Origin of the sequence: Kribbella kalugense, assembly GCF_004365875.1 — a bacterium.
Lineage (GTDB): Bacteria > Actinomycetota > Actinomycetes > Propionibacteriales > Kribbellaceae > Kribbella > Kribbella kalugense.
The window spans coordinates 158,401-180,966 of the sequence record NZ_SODF01000002.1 but is presented as its reverse complement, the minus strand read 5'-3'; the positions used below and the strand labels follow the sequence as shown (position 1 = coordinate 180,966).

Sequence of the window (22,566 nt, the reverse complement as noted above, 5' to 3'; positions counted from 1 at the left end):
CGGCATGCCCCGATCTGCCCCGAAAACACTGCTGGAAAAGGGTTTTTGGCCGTTCGGCCGGAAGGAATGTGGCGCCGGAATGCCGCATCGGTCCTGCCGATGGCCCGTAGGTCCGCTCGCTGAGCGTGATCGCAGCGGGGCACGTCGGGGCAACCCGGGGCAGATAGGGGCAGCCCCTCCACTGCCCGAACCCCGAAACCGTTCGGTGGATAGGGTTGGTGGGTGTCTGAGGAAGCCGTTACGACGTTGCGTGGTGAGTTGGATCGGTTTGGGCGGGCTGAGGAAGGGTTTGCGCTGCTCGAGGTGTTTCTTGAGGTGGCTCGGCCGCGGCTGGGGCCGGTGGTGCTGGACCCGATCGGGTTGCAGTTGCCTGATGGCATGACTGATGACCGGGCTGTTGTGCAGGAGCTGATCGAGGAGCTCGAGCAGCAGCCTCGCGGAGCGGCTCGTGTGCCTGAGCGCGGGTTCGACATGGACGATGAGCAGGCGCGATGGGATTACGTGCGGCTCGCGTACAGCTCCAGCCAAGCCACGGTCTGGAGCCGCCGCCAACGGACGACGTACTTCGAGGCGTCCGGGCCGCACAAGGCGACGTACTGGCTGCCGGACAGTCTGAAGGCCGACTACTTCGAAGCGCTGAGCTCCCGCGGTTGGTCCATTCCGCCTGACTGGCTTACCGCGGTCGCCAAGCGGCCCAAGCCCTGGTGGAAACGCGGCGGCGGCTAGCCAAGGGCGGGCAGACGGGTCAGGGCGTCGGCGACGGCCGATTGGATGTCGGCGTCGTCCCAGGAACGGTCGGTCATGGTGCCGCTGAGGTAGGCGTCGTATGCCGCGAGGTCGAGATGACCGTGACCGCAGAGGGCGGTGAGGATGACCTTCTCCTCGCCGGACTCCTTGCATCGTTGGGCTTCCTCGATGGCGGCGGCCAGGGCGTGAGTGGGCTCAGGGGCGGGGACGATCCCCTCGGTACGGGCGAACTGGATGCCGGCGGCGAAGCACTCGGACTGGGGTTTGGCGACGGCCTCGAGCTCGCCGGTTTCGTAGAGGTGGCTGATCAGCGGGCTCATGCCGTGGTACCGCAGGCCGCCGGCGTGGATCGGGTCAGGAATGAAGTCGTGGCCGAGGGTGTGCATCTTCATCAACGGCGTCATACCGAGTGTGTCGCCGAAGTCGTACGCGTACGTGCCCTGGGTCAGCGACGGGCACGCCTCCGGCTCGACTGCGCGGATGACCGGCGACATCCGTCCGGCCCACTTCTCCCGTAGGAACGGGAACGCCAGGCCGCCGAAGTTCGACCCGCCGCCCGTGCAGCCGACGAGGAGATCGGGGGTCTCGCCAACCATTGCGAGCTGGATCAGCGCTTCCTCGCCGATAATCGTCTGGTGCAGCAGCACGTGGTTGAGCACCGAGCCCAGCGCGTAGTGCACCTCGGGATCCTGCACGGCTGCCTCGACCGCCTCGCTGATCGCGATCCCGAGTGAGCCGGTCGAATCCGGGTGCTCGGCAAGGATCTTCCGCCCGGCCGCAGTCAGGTCCGACGGGCTCGGATGGACGGTCGCGCCGAAGACCTCCATCATCGTCCGCCGGTACGGCTTCTGGTCGTACGACGCCCGCACCTGCCAGACCTCGCAGTCCAAGCCGAACTGCGCGCAAGCAAACGCCAACGCCGTCCCCCACTGTCCGGCGCCGGTCTCGGTGGTGAGCTTCCGTACGCCGGACTTCGCGTTGTAGTACGCCTGTGGGACCGCGGTGTTCGGCTTGTGTGATCCCGCCGGCGAGACGCCTTCGTATTTGTAGTAGATCCGCGCCGGCGTATCGAGCGCCTTCTCCAACCGATGCGCCCGGTACAGCGGACTCGGCCGCCACAACCGGTAGACGTCGAGCACCTCGCCGGGAATGTCGACGTACTGCTCCTGCGAAACCTCTTGCATGATCAGGTCCATCGGGAACAGCGGCGCCAGATCGTCCGGCCCGATCGGTTGCCCCGTCCCCGGATGCAGGACCGGTGGCGGTGGTGTGGGCAGATCGTGCAGCACGTTGTACCAACGGGTCGGCAGCTCGTCCTCTGGCAACAGGATCTTCGTCGGCGTCATGCCAGCAAAGTTAGGCCCGCCCTAACGCCCCGGCAATGACCCGCACCGGAACTCAACCAGCACTTATCCGGACCTCGTCAGCCCTTCAGCCAGGCCGCCCGTCCGCACGCGATAGACCACGTCGGACGGCTGCCGCGATTCAAGCGCATCCGGTACGCCGAGTTGCCGAAGCAGCATCCGCCCGATCATCTCGTGCGACACCAGCACCGGTCGCCGTACGTCGGTCCTCGCAACCTCGGCCAGTGCCCGACCGGCGCGTACGGCGCCATCCGCATAGCTCTCGCCATCGGGAAACCGAAAGGCGTACTTGTCCCGCTCCCGAACTGCACGCTGCCCCGGCCAACCGGCGTCGATCTCAGCCGACCCAAGCCCTGACCACAACCCGTGATCGATCTCAGCCAGATCGTCGAGCACCTGGACAGTCAGCCCGAGCGTGGAGCCGATGATCGAGGCGGTCTCATGCGCCCGGCCCAGTGGGCTCGCGAACACAGCATCGATGCCTTCTGCAGACAGCAGCTCGGCGTTCCGGGCTGCTTGTTGCAAGCCGAGCGGGGTGAGCGGGGAGTCCAGGCCGCCTTGACGGCGGCCGGTGACGTTCCACTCCGTTTGGCCGTGGCGTGCGAGATAGATGGTCAGGCTGGGACGACCGCTGGGGTGGTTAGCCATTGGTCGATCTCGGTTAGGAGGGAGGTTTGGACTTCGGGTGGGGCGGTGGAGGCTAGGACTGAGCCGCGGGCGAGGTCGGCTAGTTCGGGGTCGGTGAAGGCGTGGACGGTGCGGGCGGTTTCGTACTGTTCGGCGAGTCTGGAGCCGAACAGGAGGGGGTCGTCGGCGCCGAGGGCGATGCGGGCGCCGGCTTCGTAGAGCTGGCGGAGGGGCACGTCCTCGGCGCTGCGGTAGACGCCGAGCGAGACGTTGGACGCCGGACAGACCTCCAGTGCGATCTGGGCGTCGACCACGCGTTTCAACACATCAGGGTCCTCGACGGACCGCACGCCATGACCGATCCGGCCAGCACCAAGCTCGTCCAGGCAGGTACGCACGGTTGCCGGGCCGCACAGCTCACCACCGTGAGGTGCGGCGAGCAGGCCGGCGTGACGAGCGATCCGGAAGGCCGGCGCGAACTCCGACGTCGTACCCCGGCGCTCATCGTTCGACAGGCCGAACCCGACCACTCCGCGTCCGACGTACTGCGACGCCAGTCGAGCCAGCGTGCGAGCGTCGAGCGGATGCCGGGTCCGGTTGGCCGCGATGATCACCTGGACGGAGATCCCAGTCGACGCCGACGCGTCCCGCGCGGCATCCAGTACTAGATCCGTGAACTCAGTGATCCCGTGGAACCGGTTCGCATACCCGGATGGATCTACCTGGATCTCCAGCCAGCGCGACCCGTCGGCCCGGTCGTCCTCGGCTGCTTCGCGGACCAGACGCCGTACGTCGTCCTCCGTGCGCAGCACCGACCGCGCGATGTCGTACAACCGCTGGAACCGGAACCAGCCACGCTCGTCCGCCGCCGACAGCTCGGGCGGCCAATCGGTCCGCAACGCGTCAGGCAGCCGGACCCCGTGCTTGTCGGCCAGCTCGACCAGCGTCAGATGCCGCATCGACCCGGAGAAGTGCAGATGCAGGTGTGTTTTCGGCAGCACCCGCAGATCCCGCTGCGTCATTACCGAAGGTTACCGATGCGGCGCACTAGGAGAGAAATCGGCTCAGCTCAGCAGCTTGGCGATCCGGCCGAGACCCTCGGCCAGGTCCTCGTCGCCGAGTGCATAGGAGAGCCGCAGGTATCCAGGGGCGCCGAACGCCTCGCCCGGCACGACCGCCACCTCGACCTCGTCGAGGATCAGGTCGGCCAGCTCGGCTGACGTCGCCGGGGTCCGCCCGTTGATCTCCCTGCCGAGGACGCCCTTGACCGAGGGGTACGCGTAGAACGCCCCGGTCGGCTCCGGGCATTCGACGCCGGGGATCTCGTTGAGCATCCGGACCATGGTCCGCCGACGCCGGTCGAACGCCTTCTTCATCTCGTCGACCGCGGTCAGGTCGCCGGAGACCGCCGCGAGCGCTGCCCGCTGGGCAACGTTGCAGACGTTCGAGGTCTGGTGCGACTGCAGATTCGTCGCGGCCTTGACCACATCCTTCGGGCCGATCAACCAGCCCACCCGCCAGCCGGTCATGGCATACGTCTTGGCGACCCCGTTCAGCACGATGGTCTTATCGGCCAGCTCCGGTACGACGACCGGGATCGACGTCGGCTTCGCGTCGCCGTACGTCAGGTGCTCGTAGATCTCGTCGGTGATCACCCAAAGGTCGTGCTCAAGGGCCCAGCGAGCGATCGCCTCGACCGCCTCCGGGCTGTCGACCGCACCGGTCGGGTTCGACGGTGAACAGAACAGGAGAGCCTTGGTTCGCGGGGTCCGGGTTGCCTCGAGCTGCTCGACGGTGACGGAGTAGTTCTGCGACTCGTCGGCGAACACCTCGACCGGTACGCCGCCCGCCAGCCGGATCGTCTCCGGGTAGGTCGTCCAGTACGGCGCCGGCAGCAGGACCTCATCACCGGGGTCGAGGAGCGTCGCGAACGCGTTGTACACCGCGTGCTTGCCGCCGTTCGTGACCAGGACCTGGGCCGCCTCGACCTCGTAGCCGGAGTCGCGCTTGGTCTTGTCGGCGATCGCCTGCTTCAGCTCCGGCAGACCGCCGGCCGGGCTGTACCGGTGGTTCTTGGGGTCCCGGGCGGCCACGACCGCTGCCTCGACGATGTAGTCCGGTGTCGGGAAGTCCGGCTCGCCCGCGCCGAACCCGATCACCGGGCGCCCGGCCGCCTTGAGTGCCTTCGCCTTGGCGTCGACCGCCAGCGTCGCCGATTCACTGATGGCGCCGATCCGCGCCGAGATCCTGGAACCCATGGATCCATCCTGGCACCAACCGCCGTACCGGGCTCGGGAGTATCGGGGAACGAGCAGGGGGTGTGGTCCGTTGGGCCTGCTGGAGGCAGTAAGGTTCTGACCGCGGTGCGGCGCCTGGAATAGGGGTCGTGCGGGTAGGACCAGGTCGGAGGACGCCGAGAGGCTGAGTTCGACCCGGTGGCTCTGACCCCGTACACTCTTCTAGTCCGGGCGTTGGTGGCCCTGATCCGGCATGCCTGAGATCAGGTCCGACGCGGCGTCCGGATGGATTGCAGAGGGCACTAGCTCAACTGGCAGAGCATCGGTCTCCAAAACCGAAGGTTGGGGGTTCAAGTCCCTCGTGCCCTGCAACTCCTGACCGGCGCAGGGCCGGTCAGGCCGCCGCTAGCGAAAGAGGTAGGTCGTGACGGAGACGCGCACCCCGGCACCGTCCGGCGCCGGCAAGCCTGCTGAAGGCAAGCAGCGCCGTGGCCTGGTGCGGTTCTACCGCGAGGTGGTCGCCGAGCTCCGCAAGGTCGTCTGGCCGACCCGTAAGCAGCTCTCGACGTACTTCGTGGTCGTGCTGACCTTCGTGGTGTTCGTCATCGCGATCGTCTCGGTCCTCGACCTCGCCTTCGGCTGGGCGATGTTCAAGGTCTTCGGCTGAGGCCCACCGAACGAGCCAACCGTAGGTCCCGGGCTCCCGGCCCGACCCGAAGAGACAAGACCCCGATTTACAGATGACGGAGTACGACGTGTCCGAGCGCGACGACGAGGTCCTCGACCACGAGGACGAGTTCGACGTATCCGACGCCGAGCTCGATCTCGACTTCGACGAGAACGCCACCGCCGATGACGACGACCTGTTCGGTAATGGTGACGGCGACGACGACCCGTTCGCGGGCCTCGACGAGGATGACGACGACGAGGACGGCGATGACGTGACCGATGACGAGTACTCCGCTGACGACGAGGCGGAGGTGCCGCCGGCGGACGCTGACACGTCCGACGACGAGCCCGTCGCCGTGGTTGCCGCGACCGACGAGGCCGAGGACGCCGAGGTGGTGACCGAGGAGGACGTCGAGGACGCCACCGAGGAGCTGGCCGAGGAGACCGCCGAGACCGCGCCGCTGACGACCGCCGAGCAGCCTGCCCCGGCCGACGAGCTGGTCTTCTCCAGCGGCGACGCCGAGGCTGACGCGGCCGATGACGAGGCCGATGACGACGCCGACGTGGACGCGCTCGCCGCGGCCGCCGGTGCTGCTGAGGCTGACGACGAGGACGCCGCGGAGGCTCAGCCCGAGGAGCCGGGCGACCCGGTCGAGGAGCTGCGCGACCGGCTGCGTTCGCAGATCGGTGACTGGTACGTGGTGCACACGTACTCAGGGATGGAGAACCGGGTCAAGGGCAACCTTGAGAACCGGATCAACTCCCTGAACATGGAGGACTACATCTTCGAGATCATCGTGCCGACCGAAGAGGTCGCCGAGATCAAGAACGGTCAGCGCCGGATGGTCAAGCGCACCGTGCTCCCCGGCTACGTGCTGGTCCGGATGGACCTGACCGACGAGTCCTGGTCGACCGTGCGGCACACGCCGTCGGTGACCGGCTTCGTCGGGAACAGCCAGAAGCCGGTCCCGCTCAGCCTCGAAGAGGTTGAGAAGATGCTCGCTCCGGCCGTCGTGGCGGCGGCCGAAGCGGCGGCAGCCGAAGCCGGTGCCGCACCCGCCAAGACCGCGGCCAAGAAGAAGGTCGAGGTCGCCGACTTCGGTGTCGGCGACTCGGTCATGGTGGTCGACGGGCCGTTCGCGACCCTGCACGCCACAGTCACGGAGATCAATGCCGAGGCCCAGCGGATCAAGGCCCTGGTGGAGATCTTCGGCCGGGAGACCCCGGTGGAACTCAGCTTCAACCAGATCCAGAAAGTCTAAGGACCCGACAGAATGCCTCCCAAGAGTAAGAAGATCGCTGCCCTGGTCAAGGTGCAGCTCCAGGCCGGTGCCGCGACGCCGGCACCGCCGGTCGGTACCGCGCTCGGTCCGCACGGCGTCAACATCATGGAGTTCTGCAAGGCGTACAACGCCCAGACGGAATCCATGCGCGGAAACGTCGTACCGGTCGAGATCACGATCTACGAAGACCGTTCCTTCACGTTCGTCACCAAGACGCCGCCGGCGCCCGAGATGATCAAGAAGGCCGCCGGTCTGCAGAAGGGGTCGGCCGTCCCGCAGCGGGACAAGGTCGGCAAGATCACCCGCGACCAGGTGCGCGAGATCGCCACCACCAAGATGCCGGACCTGAACGCCCGTGACATCGACGCCGCGATGAAGATCATCGAGGGCACCGCCCGCTCGATGGGCGTCGTCGTCGACAAGTAACGTCACCCGGTCCGCCGTTGGCGGACCAGCAGGAGTGGCAGGGCGCACCTCGCCCGATCACCACAACACGCGAACGACGAGCACCGTTCGCACAAGGAGACAAAGAAATGGCACAGCGCAGCAAGGCTTACCGCGCGGCGGCGGAGAAGATCGACTTCGATCACCTGTACACGCCGGTCGAGGCGATCCGGCTGGCCAAGGAGGCCGCCGGTAGCAAGAAGTTCAACTCGACGCTCGACGTCGCAATGCGTCTCGGGGTCGACCCTCGCAAGGCCGACCAGATGGTGCGCGGCACCGTCAACCTTCCGCACGGTACTGGCAAGACGGCACGGGTCCTCGTCTTCGCCACCGGTGACAAGGCCGAGGCCGCTAGGGCCGCCGGCGCCGACTTCGTCGGCGACGACGACATGATCAAGAAGGTGACCGACGGCTGGCTCGACTTCGACGCCGTCGTCGCCACCCCTGACCTGATGGGCAAGGTCGGCCGCCTCGGTCGCGTCCTCGGCCCGCGTGGTCTGATGCCGAACCCGAAGACGGGCACAGTTACCCCGGACGTCACCAAGGCCGTCACCGACATCAAGGGCGGCAAGATCGAGTTCCGGGTCGACCGGCACGCGAACCTGCACTTCATCATCGGCAAGGCATCGTTCGACGACGCCCAGCTGGTGGAGAACTACAGCGCCGCGCTCGACGAGATCCTCCGGCTGAAGCCGGCCAGCTCCAAGGGCCGCTACATCAAGAAGACGGTCATCTCGACCACGATGGGTCCGGGCGTTCAGGTTGACCCCAACCTGAGCCGCAACCTGGCCGAAGAGGCTGCCGAGGTCTGATCCTCAGCTCTTCAGCATCATCAGAATCCCCCGGGTCTTCCCGGGGGATCTGCTTTTGTGGCGTCAGTTGAGGTGAGGCGTGGTGACGAGGTCGGGGGTCAGCGAGGACGGGGTCGAATGTCCGATCAGTCGCATGCTGTGGTCGAGCTCCGCGCTGAGGTCGGTGAGGAGCCGGGCGACGCCGGCCGACGAGCCAACGGTCAGGGCCCACAGCGCCGGCCGGCCGACGAAGACTGCCCGGGCGCCGAGGGCCAAGGCGGTGAGGATGTGTTCGCCGCGGCGGATGCCGCCGTCGACGTACACCTCGAGGCCGGTCCCGGCCACGGCTTCCGCGACCTCGGGCAGGGCCTGAGCGGTCGGAATCGAGCCGTCGAGCTGACGGCCGCCGTGGTTCGACACGATGATGCCGGCGGCGCCCGCGTCCGCGCAGCGCTTGGCGTCGTCGCCGCGCAGGACGCCCTTCACCACTACTGGCAGGCCGGTGCGCTCGGCAAGCCAGCCGATCACGTCGGGATTCAGGTCGTCGGCCTTCGCGAGGTCGTCGTCGGTCCAGTCGCCGTCGGGCAGGTTGGCCAGTAGCTGTCCGGGCTTCACCAGACCCCAGACCGTGTCGCCGTCGTCTTCCTTCCGACCGACCACCGGAGTGTCGACGGTGAGCACCACCGCACGCGCTCCACCTTCGACCGCGGCGTCGAGCATCCGGCGGGTGATCTCCCGGTTCCGGACGACGTAGATCTGCAGCCACCACGGAACACCGGTCGCACCGAGCTCGGCGAACGTCGTACCGGCGTTGCTGGAGACCCCGAGTGCGGACCTCGCCGCGCCGACGCCGCGCGCCATCGCGATCTCGCCGTCCGGATCGGCCATCCGGTGCAGCGTCGACGGTGCGACCAGGATCGGCGAATCGACGGGTACGCCGAGCACCGTCGTGCTGAGATCGATCGTGGAGACGTCGTTCAGCACGCGGGGACGGAAGCGGTACGCCGACCAGGCCGCGGTCGCCTCGCCGACGCTGACCCCGCCGGCCGAGCCTTGCCGGAAGTACCGGTACACGGCCTCCGGTAGCTTTTCGGCGGCCGCCGCTTCCAGAGTGTCGATCCATCGCATGCGGCCCATCGTCGCATCCGTCTCCGCTGCTGTCGGGTGGAATTTCGCGGCGGAGCTGGTGGGCGGACTGTAGAGTTGAGGGCATGACGCAGTACGGGCGGCGATTTCTGCGCCCCGGCCGGCACATCGGTGCCGACGGGGTGAGCTGCTGCTGCGCTCTCTCCTGAGGTGACCGCGGCCGACCGGGGTGGACCCCTGTCGAGACCGTCATCCTGGAGAGAAACCCATGTCTGTACTCACTGCTGAAGAACTGCACGCTGCTCTGGCGCTCCGCGACCTCACCGATCCGGCCCAGGGACCACATGCCGTCCAGCTCATCGTCGACTCGGTCCGTACGTCGCTCGGCGCGGCCTGGCCGTACACCGAGATCTGGACCCGTCGCGACCATCCCGTCGTACCGCTGGCCGACAACTACGACAACCTCGGCTACGCGACCGACGCCGTGACCCGGGAGGCGCGCTACACGCGCTACGTGTCGGAGGGCGAGGTACTCCGAAGTCACACGTCGGCGATGGTCCCGCCCGCGCTTCGTGAGCTCGCGAAGTCGGACGCGTCCGATGTGCTGATGGTCTGTGCCGGCATCTGTTACCGCCGGGACTCCGTCGACTGGCAGCACACCGGAACCCCGCATCAGCTTGATCTGTGGCGGATCAGCCGCAACGTCACGTTGGGGGAGCCGGAGCTGGAGGACATGATCGCCCGCCTGGTCGACACGGTCCTCCCCGGCCAGACCTACCGCACTGTGCCGGCGGTCCACCCGTACACGATCCACGGCCGCCAGATCGACGTCCTGCTGGACGATCAGTGGATCGAGATCGGTGAGTGCGGTGTCGCGGCGCCGCACGTCCTCCGCCTGGCCGGCCTGGACGAGAGCTGGACCGGACTCGCGATGGGGCCTGGTCTCGACCGCCTTCTGATGCTCCGGAAGGGGATCCGGGACATTCGCCTGCTGAGATCGACGGACCCACGGGTGGCCAGCCAGATGCTGGATCTCTCGCCGTACAAGTCGGTCTCGTCCATGCCACCCGTACGTCGCGACCTGTCCGTCGTGGTCGGCGCGTCGGCCGATGTGTCGGCGGAGGTCCTCGGTGACAAGGTCCGGGCCGCGCTCGGTCCGGACGCGGATGCCGCGGAGTCGCTGGAGGTGCTGGACGAAACGTCGTACGACGACTTGCCGACGGCTGCCCGCGAACGCCTTCAGCTGACGCCAGGTCAACGGAATCTCCTGGTCAGGCTGGTCCTCAGGCCGGTGGACCGCACGCTCACGGACATAGAGGCCAACGCCCTGCGAGACAAGGTGTATCGGGCTCTGCACGAAGGTCCTGTCATGGAACTCATTGCCTCCTGAGCTCACGGGCCGCGACCACGAAGGCGCACACGGCCAGGGGCAGCTCCAGCAGCAGAGCCTCGGTCAGCGAGAGCGTGCGATCGAAGCCGGCCGCCGACGTGCTGACGTCGAACCAGGCGTCGGCGATCAGCAGCGTCCCGGCGGCCATCGCGGTCAGAACGGCGTGCCTGTTGCGTTTGTGCAGCAGGTACGCCGTCAGGCCGGCGGCGAGCGCGGTCCCGCAGTCGAGCCCGATCCAGGTGAGCTTCCAGTTGTCCGCCTGGTAGGTGCTCGGCAGCGTGGCCGCGAGGATCAGGCACCAAGGAAGCAGCACGGCCGCGACCCCGGCGGCGACCAGCGCGGCCAGACCGCCGGGGGAGCGGCGTGGGCGGATCCTGCCGTCCAGGCGGCCTTCGGTGATGTAGTCCTCGAGCGCATCGGCCACGCGGTCGTCGATCGCGTCGCCGAGCGTCCCGTCCAGGGTGTCGGAGGGCCTGCTGCCGAGTGTTGTCGTCATGGCTTCGAGCATCCCGGCGGTGGCCGTCCCGCACAGTCCGGCCAGCCCACGAACAGGGGTGGGGATAACCCCCGGTCAGTTCCGTGGGATGTCCCCATGCCGGGCGGCCGCTCGGACGACGTAAGTTGTGACGGCAAGCAGGCGCTGACACGGGGAGGTGGTCCGGATGACGGTTGCGGCGAGTCCGGTTCCCCGGGCGCCGTGGCGGCTGTGGCGCTCACCGTACTTGTGGTTGGCAACGATCCACATTTTCGGTGACTCCGTGGTCGTGCTCACGTCCGGCCTGCTGGTGCTGTGCGCGACCACCGTGGTCCTGCTGGGCTTTCCGCTTGCCGCGATCGGGATCCCACTCAGCAAGGGTGCGAACCATCTGGTCTATGCGATCGCCGGTTGGGAGCGGGCCAGGGCGCGGATCACCCGTGGGCAGGAAGTGCCGCCGCTGATGCCACCGCCGCCGACCGGCTCGCGCACCGACGACGCGCTCGCCGCGCTGGGCGATCCAGGGCTGTGGCGGCAGCTCACGTACTACGCCGTGCTGTTGCCGCTGGCAATCGTGTGGATCATCGCGATCGTGGTCGCCTGGTCGATCCCGCCGGTGCTGATCGCCTTGCCGGCCTACTACTCACAGTTCGCCGCGTCGCAGTCACAGCTGGGGCCGTTCACGATCGACACCGTCACGAAGGCATCGGTGGTGGCCGCGATCGCGGCCGTCTTCCTGCTGCTGGTCTCACCGCTGATGATGCGCTCCGCCTCGGCGGCGGACGGCTGGCTGGCGCGGATGCTGCTCGGCCCGTCCGAGACCGGCGTGCTGGCCGAGCGCGTCACCCAACTGGTCGAGAGCCGGCAGCAGGTGGTCGACTCGGTGGAGGCCGAGCGGCGCCGGATGGAGCGCGACCTGCACGACGGCGCCCAACAGCGGCTGGTCTCGCTGGCGATGACTCTCGGGCTGGCAAAGAATCGGCTCGGGGACAGGGAGCCTAGCGTTCGTGCGTTGATCGAGGAGGCGCACAAGGAGGCGAAGCAGGCCATCGTCGAGATCCGCGATCTGACTCGGGGACTGCACCCACCGGTGTTGACCGATCGCGGTTTGGACGCGGCCCTGTCCGCGGTCGCGGCCCGATCACCGGTACCGGTCCGGCTGAGTGTCGACGTACAGCCTCGGCCGTCGCTGACGATCGAGTCGATCGCGTACTTCGTGGTGACGGAGGCGCTCGCCAACGTGGCCAAACATGCGGAGGCGGCACAAGCGGAGGTGAAGGTGACACGGGTCGGCGACGTACTGCGGGTCGAGGTGCGCGACGACGGGCAAGGCGGTGCGGACCCGGCCGGCGGCACTGGGCTGCGGGGGCTGACCGACCGGGTGGCCGGTGTGGACGGACGACTCACGGTGGACAGCCCGCCCGGTGGCGGGACCACGCTGATCGCGGAGGTTCCCTGTGGCTGAGACGCGGGTGGTGATCGCCGAGGACTCGGTGCTGCTGCGTGAGGGCATCGTGCGACTGCTGGAGGAGCAGGACTGCACGGTGGTCGCGGCAGTCGGCGACGGCGACGCACTGCTGAAGGCTGTCGAGGCGCATCGTCCGGACGTGTGCGTGGTCGACGTACGAATGCCGCCGACCTTCACCGACGAAGGCCTGCGGGCCGCGTTGGTGATCCGCGAGCAGTACGCGAACGTCGGCGTACTGGTGCTCTCGCAGTACGTCGAGGAGCGGTACGCGAGTGAACTGATCGGTGGGAACCCAGGCGGTGTCGGGTACCTGCTGAAGGACCGGGTCGCCGACGTGGATCAGTTCATCGACGGACTGCGCCGGGTCGCGGGCGGCGGCGCGGCGCTGGACCCGGAGGTGATCTCGCAGCTGCTGGTGCGGTCGCGACGGGCGGATCCGCTGGCGGTGCTGAGCCCGCGGGAACAGGAAGTTCTCCGGGCGATGGCGGAAGGTAAGTCGAACGGCGGTATCGCGCAGGCGCTGGTCGTAGGCGAGGGCGCCGTGGAGAAGCACATCAGCAACATCTTCCTGAAGCTCAATCTCACGCCGACCGACGGTGAGCACCGCCGCGTGCTCGCTGTCCTCAAGTTCCTGGACACGTGATGACGAGCGCGCAGCGGAAGATGCTGATCATCGGACTGGTTCCGGTGCTGGTGCTCGTCGTCACCGCAGCCGCCCTCACGGTGTCGATGATCCGGGGACGGTTGCCGTACAGCTACTCGGCCTCGTACGCGCCCGGACCGAAGGGCGTGAAGGTGGTGTCGGACGTGTCGCTGCAGCTGCTGGCGAGCTCGGACGGGCAGGTCCATGTGACGGTCGACGGGACGTACGCCGTCGCACAGCCCAGCGTGAAAGTGGCGACGGCCGGTGGCGTGCTCGACGTGGAGACCGGGTGTCCCGATGTGCACTGCGAGGTGGAGGTGACGGTGGAGGTGCCCGGTACGTCCGCCGTACAGGTCAAGGCCGAGGGGACGTCCATGGATGCGGTCGGGGTTGCCTCACCGCTGACCGTGGAGGCCAACGACGGTTCGATCACGCTGACCCGGGTGCGGAGCTCGCGGGTTTCGGTGGACGCCGTGCACGGCTCGGTCGACATGCTGTTCGACAGCGCCCCGGACCAGGTCAACGCCACCGCCAGCGGCGGTTCTCTGACGGTGCAGGTCCCACGTACCACGACGTACGCGATCGACGCCCTGGCGGCTCAAGGCTCGACCCAGATCGACATTCCCAACGACTCCAGCTCGTCGAACCGCCTCTACCTACGAACCAGCTACGGCAGCATCACCGTCCAGTAGTCACAGGGCTGCGCAGAAGGTCTTGGCCTTGGTGGTGATCGAGGACCAGTTGGCGGCGGCTACGTCCGCGGGGGAGACGACGTCGGTGCCGGCGCTGACGGCCAGGGCGCCGGCGGCGAGGAAGTCGTGGGCGTTGGTGGCGTTGACTCCGCCGGACGGGATCAGCGGGACACCTGGGAACGGGCCGTTGAGGTCCTTGAAGTACTTCGGGCCTAGGTGGTGGGCCGGGAAGATCTTCACTGCCGCGGAGCCGAGGGCCAAGGCGGTCATCACCTCGGACGGCGTGAAGGCCCCAAGTACGACGGGGATGTCAGCGGCGTGGGCGGCTTCGGCGATGGCGGCGGCTTCGGGTCCCTGACCGGGGGTGACGAGGAACTGGGCGCCGGCGTTGATCGCCTGGGTTGCCTGGTCGGCGGTCTGGACGGTTCCGGCACCGACTACCGCACCGGTTTCGGAAGCCGTGGAGGCGGCGCGTTCCAGGTGACGGGGGAGGTCAGGCGTGGTGTACGTGAGCTCGACGACGTGGATGCCGCCGGCAACCAGTGCGGCGCAGAGGTCGCGGGCGTCGGAGATCTCCGGGGCGCGTACGACGGTCAGCACCCGATCGGCGCGGAGTAGCTCCAAGGTGTTCACAACAGGTTCCTCTCAGCTGATGGAGGTGCGACGGATGGAACGGCCGGGCAGCGCTGCGGTTCGATGGGAGTCGTCGATGACGGGCGTGCCGTTGACCAGGACGTACGGGATGCCGGCCGCCTGTTGGCGGGGTTCGGGGAAGGTGGCCGTGTCGCGGACGGTGTCGGGGTCGAAGAGGACCAGGTCGGCGACGTAGCCCTCCCGCACGAGGCCTCGATCGGGAAGCCAGAGCCGGCGGGCGGGGCGGCCGGTGAGGTGGTGGATGCAGTCGGCGAGGTCGAGGACGCCGAGTTCGCGGACGTAGTGGGCGAGGTAACGCGGGAACGTACCCCACGAGCGGGGGTGTGGTTTGCCGCCGACCAGGATTCCGTCGGAGCCACCGGTGTGGGACTGGTGCCGCATGATCGCGCGGACGTTCTCCTCGTGGCCGACGTGCTGCAGGATCGACGTGGCGAGATCGTCCTGGAGCAGCAGATCGAAGAAGATGTCAGAAGGCGAGTGGCCGTCGCGACGAGCGAGCGCGGCGACGGTTTGGCCGACGGCTGAGGACAGTGAGGGATTGCGGACCCCGCCGATCTCGATCGTGTCCCACTCGACGATGCAGCCGTGGCAGCCGTCCGAGCCGACCTGCTCCAGTTCATAAGTGATCTTCGAACGCGCAGCCGGATCGCGGAGCCGCGACAGCAACGCGTCCACCCCGCCCTCGGCGGTCCAGCTCGGCAGGATCGCCGCCAGAGTGGTTGCCCCAGGCAAATAAGGATAGGTGTCAGTGGTGACATCGACCCCCGATGCGAGCGCCGCGTCGATCATCGCGACCAGGTCGGTCCCGCGGCCCGCATTGGGCGCGAAGTTCATCACCGCGTGCGTCAGATGCAGCGCGCACCCGGATCGACGTGCCACCTCGACCATCTCGGCGTACGCCTCGAGGGCGCCCTTGCCGTACGAGCGCTGGTGCGGCGCGTAGTACCCGCCGTACTGCGCGATGACCTCGCAGAGCGCAACGAGCTCGTCGGTGCTCGCGAACATACCCGGCGTGTAGGTGAGGCCGCTGCTCATCCCAACCGCGCCTTCGCGAAGGCCGTCGGCGAGCAGCTCCTTCATCTGCGCGAGCTCCGAAGCGGAAGCCGGACGGTTGGACGTCCCGACGACCATCATCCGGAGCGTTCCCTGCGGGACCAGGTACGCCGCGTTGCAGGCGATCCCCTGGTCGAGACGGTCGAGGTACCCGGCGACCGTCGACCAGGTGAAGTCGAAGTCGTCGGGTTCACCGTTCCAGCCCGCGATCTGACGACGTACGGCGGCACGGGTCGGATCGTCGATCGGGGCGAACGAGAGCCCGTCCTGGCCGAGCACCTCCAGCGTCACGCCCTGGCTGACCTTCGCGGTGTGATCCGGGTTGACCAGGATCTGCAGATCGGAGTGCGAGTGCATGTCGATGAATCCGGGCGACAGCACCAGCCCATTGGCGTCGATGGTCCGGTGCGCGGCCGGCAGGTCGTTGCCGATGGCTACGATCCGGCCGGCGTCGACCGCGACGTCGGCGTGGTACCCGGGGGAGCCGGAGCCGTCGATGACCAGCGCCCCTGTGATCAGCAGTTGGGTCATCTCAGAAGAACGTCCGGACCAGGTCGACGACGACGGGATCGGCCGCGTCCGGGTCATCGATGACCGGGATCAGGCCCCATTTGTCGAACGCCGTACAGGGGTGGGACAGGCCGACCCGGAGCTCGTCGCCGATCACGACTGGTACGTCGGTGAAGGTCAGGTAGCCGTGCTGGTCGTTCAGATTGGTCACCGTCATCCCGGTGGCCGGCAGAATCGGCGAGCCCTCGGTCCGAGGCCGGATCAGCTGCGGCTCGGGATAGTCCTGATCGAACGGGAAGTCCCGACGGCCGCCGTCGAAGATCGCCAGGCCGGGCTCGGGCTGGGACGTGATCCGCATCCAGCCGTGCATGGCCGAGACGAGCTGCTCGCCGTCCGTGCGGGGGTTCTCGCCGAGCGGCGACACCCGGCGATAGAGCCCGTCATCGTGGGTGATGTAGGCGCCGGACCGCAGTACGACCCGGGCGCCCTCGCCTGCCTCGGACGCGAGCACCTTGGCGACCTGCTCGAAGTACTGACTTCCGCCCGCACTCACCACCGGAACGACGTCCGCGTCATAAACGGTCCTTAGGCGGTGATGGACCGTCGCCAGATCGCGCAGGTACGTGCGGACTTCCTCGAGGTTGGCCTCGTCGACACCGTGTCCGATCGCGCCCTCGTATCCGGCCACGCCGACGAGCCGCAGCGTCGACGCCTCGGCGATCGCGTGACCGACAGCCACGGCGGTGTCGGCATCCCGGGCGCCGGTCCGGCCGCCGATGCCGCCGACCTCGACCATCACGTCGAGCGGGCGCGCGTCGGGGCCGACGTGCGCCGACCGCGCCGCCTCCATGATCTCGACGGTGCGGACCGAGTCCGCCCACACCATCACCTCGAACGACGGGTCGGCCGCGAGCTCGTCGGCGATCCAGCGCAGCTGCAGCGGGGAGATCACCGCGTTCGCGATCAGCACCCGTTGTACGCCGTACGCACGGGCGACGCCGAGCTGGAAGCCGTTGGCCAGCGTGATCGCCCACGCGCCGGCGTCGAGCTGCATCGCCCACAGCGCGGGCGCCATCGTGGTCTTGCCGTGCGGTGCGAGCTCGACGCCGTGGCGCGTGCACCAGGTCTCGAGCGTGTCCACGTTGTGCCGCAGACCCGGCGCGGACAGCGTCATCAGCGGGGTGGGCAGCTGGGAGAGCCGCGGCCGGCCGGCCAGCACCTCCGCCACGGTCCTGCCCCAGAACGCGGGCGGTAGCGCCTTGTCCCGCCAGCTCACCTGCTCATCGGCGAGAGCAGCGACGGCGTCGGCATCGTAAGCAGGCATCTGATCCCCTGGGGTTGGAGTTGCAGAATACGCAACGCTCATTGCGTATTCTGACTCGTCGGTTGTAGCATCGCGGCCAAAGTCGCGTCAACGCACGTCTATCCCATCACCTCGCCTATCCCATCACCTCGCCGCCAGGGAGTGCCGATGCCCGAACCGCTCCCTGAGACGGCCGCCGTCTGTATCGGCGAGGCGATGATCATGCTGGCCGGGGAATCAGGGCCGCTGGCGGACGTCGAAACGTTCCGGCGGTCGGTCGGTGGAGCGGAGTGCAACGTGGCCGGCGGGCTCGCCGCGCTGGGTGTGCCGACCGGCTGGATCTCGCGGCTCGGTGACGACGGCTTCGGGCAGCACGTACTGCGGGACTTGCAAGCGCGAGGCGTCGACGTCGGGGGTGTCGAGCTGGATCCGGTCCGGCCGACTGCGTTGTACGTGAAGGAGTCGGAGGACGGCCGGTCCCGGATGCACTACTACCGGACTGGTTCGGCTGCCGCCGCGATGGACCCCGAGTTCCTGGACCGGCCCGACGTCAAGCAGAGGCTCGACGAAGCCGACCTTGTCCACACCACGGGCATCACAGCGGCGATCTCCGCGAGCAGTGCGCAGATGCTGGAACGACTGGCGACCGAGCCGCGTGAGTTCCTGCTGAGCGTCGACCTGAACTGGCGTCCGGCCCTCTGGCGAGACAAAGACCCGGAACCGCTGTGGCGGTTGCTGAAAGCCGCCGACCTCGTGCTGATCGGTGCGGACGAGGCGGAGGTCTTTGCTGGCACGGGAAACCCAGAGGAGCTCTATGAGCGCCTAGGCGTGCCCACGCTGGTTGTGAAGGACGACGCGCACACAGCGATGGTGCTCGACGCAGACGGCCGCACTGAGGTCCCAGCGCTGACAGTAGACGTGGTGGAGACCGTGGGCGCGGGGGATGCATTTGCTGCCGGATTCCTGGCGGCGACGTTGCAAGAGCTCCCGATGACACAGCGGCTCCGACTGGGACATCTCACAGCAGCAGCTGTACTGACGGCGCACGAGGACCACGCGCCGCCGCCAAAGCCGGAGGTGCGCGAGCGGCTGCTGAACTGCACCGACGAGGAGTGGGCCGCTACGAAATTCGGTCCCGCATGAGTCAGAGCCTCGGACGTGCTCTGCAGATCCTCAGCAGTCTCGGTGAGGGTGAGCGGTCGCTGGACCAGCTCGCGACCGAGCTGGGTGTGCACAAGACGACCGTACTGCGGCTGCTGCGCACCATGGAGGCAGATCGGTTCGTACGGCGGGACTCCGCGCACCGCTATCGGCTGGGCTCACGACTGTTCGCACTGGCGGACGTTGCTCGCGAGCAACACGTCGTACGCGAAGTTGCGGCGCCGCATCTGCGGGAGCTGAACCAGAAGACCGGCCAGACCGTTCACCTGGCCGCGTGGGAGAACGACGAGGTCATCTACGTCGACAAGCTCGATAGTGTGCGCTCGGTACGGATGTACTCGCAGATCGGCGTACCGGCGGCGTTGCACTGCACTGCGGTCGGGAAGGTGCTGCTGGCCGCGCAACCCAAGCGGCGGCGAGAGGCGTTGATCCAGTCGCTGGACTACCACGTGTACACGCCGAACACGATTACTGACCCGGACCGGCTGCGGGACGAGCTGGAAGCAGTGAAAGAGCGTGGCTGGGCGCAGGACAAGGCTGAGCACGAGGCGTTCATCAACTGCATCGGTGCGCCGCTCAAGGACAGCACGGGTCGCGTTGTCGGGGCCGTGTCGCTGTCGGTTCCCGACGTACTGCTGAACTATGAGCAGGTGCTAGAGCTGCTCCCCGATCTGCTCGCCACCGCCCAAGCGATCAGTGCCGACTACAACTGAGAGGTGTCAGACCTGATGTCCGACAAGACCGTTGTCTCCACCACCGACGCGCCGCCGCCGATGCCCGTGTTCTCCCAGGGCGTCCGCAAGGGCAACATCCTGCAGGTGTCCGGCCAGGGCTCGGTCGACCCGGCCAGCGGTGAGTTCGTCTTCACCGGTGACGTGAAGGCCCAGACTACCCGCGTCCTGCAGAACATCGAGGCGATCCTGAAGGCCGGCGGCGGGAGCATCGACGACGTGGTGATGCTGCGCGTCTACCTCACCGAGCGCGACAACTTCGCCGCGATGAACGAGGCGTACGCCGACTTCGTGTCGACCCGCACCCCGAGCGGCGTACTGCCGTCGCGGACCACCGTGTTCACCGGCCTGCCGCTGCCGGACATGCTGGTCGAGATCGACGCACTGGCCGTCCTCAGCTAAGTCTGACTCGGCACCCGGACCAGAGGCTCGTCATTGACGGCCCGCTGGTCCGGGCCGCGGTCCCACCAGAGCTCCTGGTGGGTAGTGAGGTACGGGTACCAGCCGTTGACCCCAGCTCCGGTGTGGAGCGAGTCGACAACAGCGACGAGGTACGACGCGAGATCCGGCCAGCCGTCCGCGAAGTCGCCGGTCCCGTCGTGAGCAGCCATACCCACCCGGCCCGTGCGTACGTCGATGACCTGCAGGTCTCCGTCGCTGTCGGCCCACGGGATCCAGGCCGGATGCCAGTACGGCTCCGAAGCCGGCGGATGGACAGCAAACTCGTCGGCTAGATCTATCCGCAGTTGCCAGTTCTCAGCGATCTGCGCCGCAGTCGACGGCTGCGCCTCCGGCAGCAGGTTGGCCCACTCGGCGAGGCCGTTGTGGCACCTCAGTGACTCGACAACCTCAGGTGGCAGCGCGACCCCGGCCTGCAGTTCGGCGTCGGTGGCGGGCGGCGCGAGTACGGCGTAAGTCGCGGGTGCGTGCTGGGACAGCCAGCCGTCGAGCCGGCTCCAGGAGTCGGTGATGCTCACCGGCTGGACAGTACCTGGACGAGCTTCCCGCATTGCGGGATATGGTTTCGTAATGCAGGAAACCCGTGGCTCTGTGCAGTCGATCGACCGCGCTGTGGCGATCCTGCGGTGCTTCGACGCGCGTACGCCGGACCTCGGGATCAGCGACCTGGCTCGGGCGACCGGTCTGTCCACGAGCACCGTGCACCGGCTGCTGCTGGCCATGCAGGAGAACGGACTCGTCCGGCAGACGGCCCACCGGCGGTACGCGATCGGTCCGCTGGTCGTTCAGCTCGCACACAGCGGCGGAATTCCGGCCGGCCTCCGCGAGGCGGCCATGCCGGTTCTGCATGCACTCCGCGATGACACAGGGGAGACCGCGGCCGTGCACGAGCTGCTGCCGTCCGGGCTGCGCGTCGTACTGGACCAGGTCGAGAGCCACCACCAATTACGCCGTACGTACACGGAGTTCGGCCTGCCGGTCGCACTGCCGCAGGGCGCACCAGGGAAGGCGTTGCTGGCGTTTCTGCCGTTCGAGCGGCAGCAGGAGGTTCTGAAGGGTCCGCTCGAGCAGGTGCAGCCGGCGACCATCACTGATCCGCAGGTGCTGGCGGAGCAGTTCTCGGACATCCGCCGGCGCGGGTACGCGATGTCGAGGACCGAACGGACCGCAGGGATCTGCAGCGTCGCGGCGCCGGTGTTCGGCTACTCCGGGCAGGTCGCCGGCTGTCTGAGTGTGTCCGGCCCCGAGATGCGGATGCCGGTGGAGCGGATGGAGGAGTTCGGGATGAGAGTCGTCGCGGGTGCCTGGTCGGTGTCGGAGCTGCTGGGTGCCACCCCGGCTTCCCGGGACCGCAGTACGGCGCTGGCCGGCGGCCGGTGATGTCCCAGATCGGAAGCCTCTGGAAGATCGCACCCGCGGTCTATCTGCCCGCCCTGCTGTACGGGATCGGGCAGGGCGCGATCGCACCCGTCGTAGCGCTGTCAGCCACCCACCTGGGCGCCTCGGTGGCAGTGGCCGGTCTGGTCGTCGGGGCGGCCGGATTGGGTCAGGTGATCGGTGACATCCCGGCCGGTGCCCTGACGAACCGCATTGGTGAGCGCAAAGCGATGCTGGGCGCCACTGTCCTTGTTTCCTTGGCATTGGCCGCCTGTCTGGTCGTGCCGAACGTCTGGGGCCTAGCTATCGCCATCGGCTGCACCGGGCTTGCCGGTGCGGTCTGGGGCCTTGCCCGCCAGGCCTATCTGAGTGAGGCCATCCCGATCGAGCTCCGGGCACGGGCCCTGTCCACGCTGGGCGGCGTACAGCGCATTGGCTCGTTCATCGGCCCGTTCCTCGGTGCGGGCGCGATGAAGTTCCTCGGCACGGACGGCGCCTACTGGGTGCACCTAGTAGCCGCACTGCTCGCCTGCGCGGTGCTGATCAGCCTTCCAGACGTCGCACACACGCGCGGAAAGCGGCCGGTGGCTCCCCAGTCCACCTGGGTCGTCATCCGCGACCACTTCCCGGTACTGCGGACTCTCGGTGTCGGAGCGCTGCTGGTCGGTGCGGTGCGGGCGTCGCGTCAGGTGGTGATTCCCCTGTGGGCGTTGCACATCGGACTGGATCCGCAGACGACCAGCATCATCTTCGGACTGTCCGGCGCGGTGGACATGTTGCTGTTCTATCCAGCTGGGTCGGTGATGGACCGGCTGGGGCGCAAGTGGGTCGCCGTACCGTCGATGTTCGTGCTGGGGTTGGCGCATCTACTACTGCCGCTGACGCACACCGTGGTGACACTGACGTTGGTCGCCCTGCTGATGGGGATCGGGAACGGGCTGGGTGCCGGCGTGATCATGACGCTGGGGGCCGATGCGTCTCCACCGGTCGGCAGAGCCCAGTTCCTGGGTGCATTCAGGCTGTTCGCGGACACTGGGAACGGTGCTGGGCCACTGCTGCTCGCGGGGGCGACGGCGATCCTCGGGCTGGGGCCGGCGATCGTCATCATGGCGGGAGCGGGGTGGGCCGCGGCCACGGCGATGCACCGCTGGATCCCACCGCATCCCCGAGCGGAACAACCGGCCTGAACACCCGATTTGGCTAAATACCTGTACACCAGGCACACTGGTCTCTGCCGAAGACCGCTGGTTGTTGCCTCAGGGCAGCTGAAGGTCCCACTCAGGTGGGTGGCCCGCGTAGGTGACTTGGATAGTGAAGCACGTATGTTCACGCCCCTTGCGCCTGCGCAAGGGGCGTTCTCTTTGTTCAGGGGTCTTAGGCATGGAAGCCGAAAGAAGGAGAC

General features: G+C 67.8%; 24 protein-coding genes and 1 tRNA gene. 15 read left to right on the top strand and 10 right to left on the bottom strand.

All coding sequences use genetic code 11. From position 1 onward, the window contains the following. The first annotated feature begins 222 nt into the window (after positions 1-222). Positions 223-726 (top strand): hypothetical protein, encoded by a 504-nt coding sequence (locus EV650_RS18440; protein ID WP_134120292.1) that lies wholly within the window; start codon positions 223-225, stop codon positions 724-726. Here the strand turns inward: EV650_RS18440 and EV650_RS18435 are convergent. The 4 genes from EV650_RS18435 to EV650_RS18420 form a co-directional block, all read right to left on the bottom strand. Continuing rightward, positions 723-2,093, bottom strand: a complete 1,371-nt coding sequence (locus EV650_RS18435; RefSeq protein ID WP_134120291.1) for a TrpB-like pyridoxal phosphate-dependent enzyme — start codon at positions 2,091-2,093, stop codon at positions 723-725. The genes EV650_RS18440 and EV650_RS18435 overlap by 4 nt on opposite strands. A gap of 63 nt (positions 2,094-2,156) precedes the next feature. Beyond that, positions 2,157-2,759, bottom strand: a complete 603-nt coding sequence (locus tag EV650_RS18430; RefSeq protein WP_134120290.1) for a histidine phosphatase family protein — start codon at positions 2,757-2,759, stop codon at positions 2,157-2,159. Further along, positions 2,726-3,760, bottom strand: a complete 1,035-nt coding sequence (locus tag EV650_RS18425; RefSeq protein ID WP_134120289.1) for an adenosine deaminase — start codon at positions 3,758-3,760, stop codon at positions 2,726-2,728. Before EV650_RS18425 ends, EV650_RS18430 begins: the two co-directional genes overlap by 34 nt. Before the next feature lie 42 nt (positions 3,761-3,802). Then, complete coding sequence (locus tag EV650_RS18420; protein ID WP_134120288.1) at positions 3,803-4,996, bottom strand: pyridoxal phosphate-dependent aminotransferase; 1,194 nt, start codon at positions 4,994-4,996, stop codon at positions 3,803-3,805. A 275-nt stretch (positions 4,997-5,271) separates the two neighbouring features. On the opposite strand from EV650_RS18420, the gene EV650_RS18415 reads away from it, so the two are divergent. From EV650_RS18415 to rplA, 5 genes are all read left to right on the top strand, one after another. Further along, positions 5,272-5,344 (top strand) — tRNA-Trp (locus tag EV650_RS18415). A gap of 55 nt (positions 5,345-5,399) precedes the next feature. Continuing rightward, on the top strand, positions 5,400-5,642 hold the full coding sequence (gene secE, locus EV650_RS18410; RefSeq protein ID WP_134120287.1) for a preprotein translocase subunit SecE: 243 nt from the start codon (positions 5,400-5,402) through the stop codon (positions 5,640-5,642). Positions 5,643-5,955: 313 nt separating this feature from the next. Continuing rightward, positions 5,956-6,906 carry a transcription termination/antitermination protein NusG gene (gene nusG, locus EV650_RS41050; protein WP_439648814.1) on the top strand — a complete coding sequence of 317 codons (951 nt, stop codon included), beginning with the start codon at positions 5,956-5,958 and terminating at the stop codon, positions 6,904-6,906. 12 nt (positions 6,907-6,918) lie between these two features. Further along, complete coding sequence (gene rplK, locus EV650_RS18400; RefSeq protein ID WP_134120285.1) at positions 6,919-7,353, top strand: 50S ribosomal protein L11; 435 nt, start codon at positions 6,919-6,921, stop codon at positions 7,351-7,353. A 107-nt stretch (positions 7,354-7,460) separates the two neighbouring features. Beyond that, positions 7,461-8,183, top strand: a complete 723-nt coding sequence (gene rplA, locus EV650_RS18395) for a 50S ribosomal protein L1 (RefSeq protein WP_134120284.1) — start codon at positions 7,461-7,463, stop codon at positions 8,181-8,183. Positions 8,184-8,246: 63 nt separating this feature from the next. Here the strand turns inward: rplA and EV650_RS18390 are convergent, their stop codons facing one another. Then, the gene (locus EV650_RS18390; RefSeq protein WP_134120283.1) at positions 8,247-9,290 is read right to left on the bottom strand and encodes an alpha-hydroxy acid oxidase; all 1,044 of its coding nucleotides are present in this window, start codon (positions 9,288-9,290) and stop codon (positions 8,247-8,249) included. 226 nt (positions 9,291-9,516) lie between these two features. On the opposite strand from EV650_RS18390, the gene srmL reads away from it, so the two are divergent. Further along, positions 9,517-10,638: a PheS-related mystery ligase SrmL gene (srmL, locus tag EV650_RS18385; RefSeq protein ID WP_134120282.1), complete on the top strand. Its 1,122-nt coding sequence runs from the start codon at positions 9,517-9,519 to the stop codon at positions 10,636-10,638. On the opposite strand, the gene EV650_RS18380 is transcribed toward srmL, so the two are convergent. Continuing rightward, a complete protein-coding gene (locus EV650_RS18380) occupies positions 10,625-11,134 on the bottom strand; it encodes a hypothetical protein (protein WP_134120281.1) in 510 nt (169 codons plus the stop codon). The genes srmL and EV650_RS18380 overlap by 14 nt on opposite strands. Before the next feature lie 166 nt (positions 11,135-11,300). Here EV650_RS18380 and EV650_RS18375 point away from each other — a divergent pair, with 166 nt between their 5' ends. Genes EV650_RS18375 through EV650_RS18365 form a run of 3 tightly spaced genes read left to right on the top strand, consistent with a single transcriptional unit; the run spans position 11,301 to position 13,916 of the window. After that, on the top strand, positions 11,301-12,578 hold the full coding sequence (locus EV650_RS18375; protein WP_134120280.1) for a sensor histidine kinase: 1,278 nt from the start codon (positions 11,301-11,303) through the stop codon (positions 12,576-12,578). Then, positions 12,571-13,224 (top strand): response regulator transcription factor, encoded by a 654-nt coding sequence (locus tag EV650_RS18370; protein ID WP_202874752.1) that lies wholly within the window; start codon positions 12,571-12,573, stop codon positions 13,222-13,224. Before EV650_RS18375 ends, EV650_RS18370 begins: the two co-directional genes overlap by 8 nt. Next, positions 13,224-13,916 (top strand): DUF4097 family beta strand repeat-containing protein, encoded by a 693-nt coding sequence (locus EV650_RS18365; protein ID WP_134120279.1) that lies wholly within the window; start codon positions 13,224-13,226, stop codon positions 13,914-13,916. Before EV650_RS18370 ends, EV650_RS18365 begins: the two co-directional genes overlap by 1 nt. Here the strand turns inward: EV650_RS18365 and EV650_RS18360 are convergent, their stop codons facing one another. The 3 genes from EV650_RS18360 to EV650_RS18350 are packed head-to-tail and all read right to left on the bottom strand — an operon-like array spanning position 13,917 to position 17,457. After that, positions 13,917-14,549: a bifunctional 4-hydroxy-2-oxoglutarate aldolase/2-dehydro-3-deoxy-phosphogluconate aldolase gene (locus tag EV650_RS18360; RefSeq protein ID WP_134120278.1), complete on the bottom strand. Its 633-nt coding sequence runs from the start codon at positions 14,547-14,549 to the stop codon at positions 13,917-13,919. Positions 14,550-14,561: 12 nt separating this feature from the next. Then, complete coding sequence (locus tag EV650_RS18355) at positions 14,562-16,154, bottom strand: N-acyl-D-amino-acid deacylase family protein (protein WP_134120277.1); 1,593 nt, start codon at positions 16,152-16,154, stop codon at positions 14,562-14,564. A gap of 1 nt (position 16,155) precedes the next feature. Beyond that, positions 16,156-17,457, bottom strand: a complete 1,302-nt coding sequence (locus EV650_RS18350; protein WP_134120276.1) for a type III PLP-dependent enzyme domain-containing protein — start codon at positions 17,455-17,457, stop codon at positions 16,156-16,158. Between the two features lie 147 nt (positions 17,458-17,604). Here EV650_RS18350 and EV650_RS18345 point away from each other — a divergent pair, with 147 nt between their 5' ends. The 3 genes from EV650_RS18345 to EV650_RS18335 are packed head-to-tail and all read left to right on the top strand — an operon-like array spanning position 17,605 to position 19,730. Further along, positions 17,605-18,579 (top strand): sugar kinase, encoded by a 975-nt coding sequence (locus EV650_RS18345; protein WP_134120275.1) that lies wholly within the window; start codon positions 17,605-17,607, stop codon positions 18,577-18,579. Beyond that, a complete protein-coding gene (locus EV650_RS18340) occupies positions 18,576-19,310 on the top strand; it encodes an IclR family transcriptional regulator (protein ID WP_134120274.1) in 735 nt (244 codons plus the stop codon). The genes EV650_RS18345 and EV650_RS18340 overlap by 4 nt, the downstream gene beginning before the upstream one ends. A 15-nt stretch (positions 19,311-19,325) precedes the next feature. Continuing rightward, the gene (locus tag EV650_RS18335) at positions 19,326-19,730 is read left to right on the top strand and encodes a RidA family protein (RefSeq protein ID WP_134120273.1); all 405 of its coding nucleotides are present in this window, start codon (positions 19,326-19,328) and stop codon (positions 19,728-19,730) included. Here the strand turns inward: EV650_RS18335 and EV650_RS18330 are convergent. Next, a complete protein-coding gene (locus tag EV650_RS18330; protein WP_238174306.1) occupies positions 19,727-20,305 on the bottom strand; it encodes an SMI1/KNR4 family protein in 579 nt (192 codons plus the stop codon). The two genes, EV650_RS18335 and EV650_RS18330, sit on opposite strands and share 4 nt — an antisense overlap. Positions 20,306-20,357: 52 nt before the next feature. On the opposite strand from EV650_RS18330, the gene EV650_RS18325 reads away from it, so the two are divergent. Both EV650_RS18325 and EV650_RS18320 read left to right on the top strand, forming a co-directional pair. Beyond that, entirely contained in the window at positions 20,358-21,167 is an 810-nt protein-coding gene (locus EV650_RS18325; protein WP_134120271.1) for an IclR family transcriptional regulator, read from the top strand. Then, positions 21,167-22,351, top strand: a complete 1,185-nt coding sequence (locus EV650_RS18320) for an MFS transporter (RefSeq protein WP_134120270.1) — start codon at positions 21,167-21,169, stop codon at positions 22,349-22,351. Before EV650_RS18325 ends, EV650_RS18320 begins: the two co-directional genes overlap by 1 nt. Positions 22,352-22,566: the final 215 nt, after the last annotated feature.